1 protein-coding gene is annotated in these 1,022 nt (G+C 51.5%); it reads left to right on the top strand.

Going from position 1 to position 1,022, the window contains the following annotated elements; genetic code table 11:
- Positions 1-1,022 (top strand): photosystem II D2 protein (photosystem q(a) protein) (gene psbD / locus AC2VE5_RS28765; protein WP_486890920.1); only part of this gene is annotated, 1,022 nt, incomplete at both ends.

The raw sequence follows: 1,022 nt of genomic DNA, 5'->3' as shown, positions 1-1,022 counted from the left end.
ATGACAATTGCAGTTGGCAGCGCACCGAGTCGCGGCATATTCGACACCGTAGACGACTGGCTAAAGCGCGACAGATTTGTATTCGTAGGCTGGAGCGGAATATTACTATTCCCCTGCGCCTACCTGGCACTAGGAGGCTGGCTCACAGGGACAACCTTTGTCACCTCGTGGTACACCCACGGGATCGCCAGTTCCTACCTAGAAGGAGCAAACTTCCTGACAGTAGCGGTATCAACCCCCGCAGACAGCATGGGACACTCCTTGTTATTTCTCTGGGGACCAGAAGCCGGGTGGAACTTTACCCGGTGGTGTCAGCTAGGAGGCTTATGGGCATTTGTTGCCCTGCACGGAGCCTTTGCCTTAATCGGATTTATGTTGAGACAATTTGAAATCGCGCGGCTAGTAGGGATTCGTCCCTACAACGCCCTGGCATTTAGCGCCCCGATTGCGGTATTTGTCAGCGTATTTTTAATGTACCCCTTGGGACAATCATCGTGGTTCTTTGCCCCCTCCTTTGGAGTCGCAGCAATTTTCCGATTCCTGTTATTTTTCCAAGGATTCCATAACTGGACGCTCAACCCCTTCCACATGATGGGAGTAGCCGGGGTACTAGGTGGAGCGCTATTGTGCGCGATTCACGGGGCAACGGTAGAAAATACCTTGTTTGAAGACTCCGAGCAGTCAAACACTTTCCGCGCCTTCAATCCGACTCAGGCGGAAGAAACTTACTCGATGGTCACAGCAAACCGTTTTTGGTCGCAAATCTTTGGCATTGCTTTTTCCAACAAGCGTTGGTTGCACTTCTTTATGTTGTTTGTACCAGTGACGGGTTTGTGGATGAGCGCCGTGGGCGTAGTTGGTTTAGCGCTCAACTTGCGCGCTTACGATTTCGTTAGCCAAGAATTACGGGCGGCGGAAGACCCAGAGTTTGAGACTTTTTACACCAAAAACATTCTGCTGAACGAGGGCATCCGCGCTTGGATGGCTCCTCAAGATCAGCCTCACGAACAATTCCAATTCCC

Source organism: Aliterella sp. E5.1 (assembly GCF_057473825.1).
Note: the sequence above shows the minus strand (reverse complement) of the source record. Positions and strands in the feature narration are given on the sequence as shown.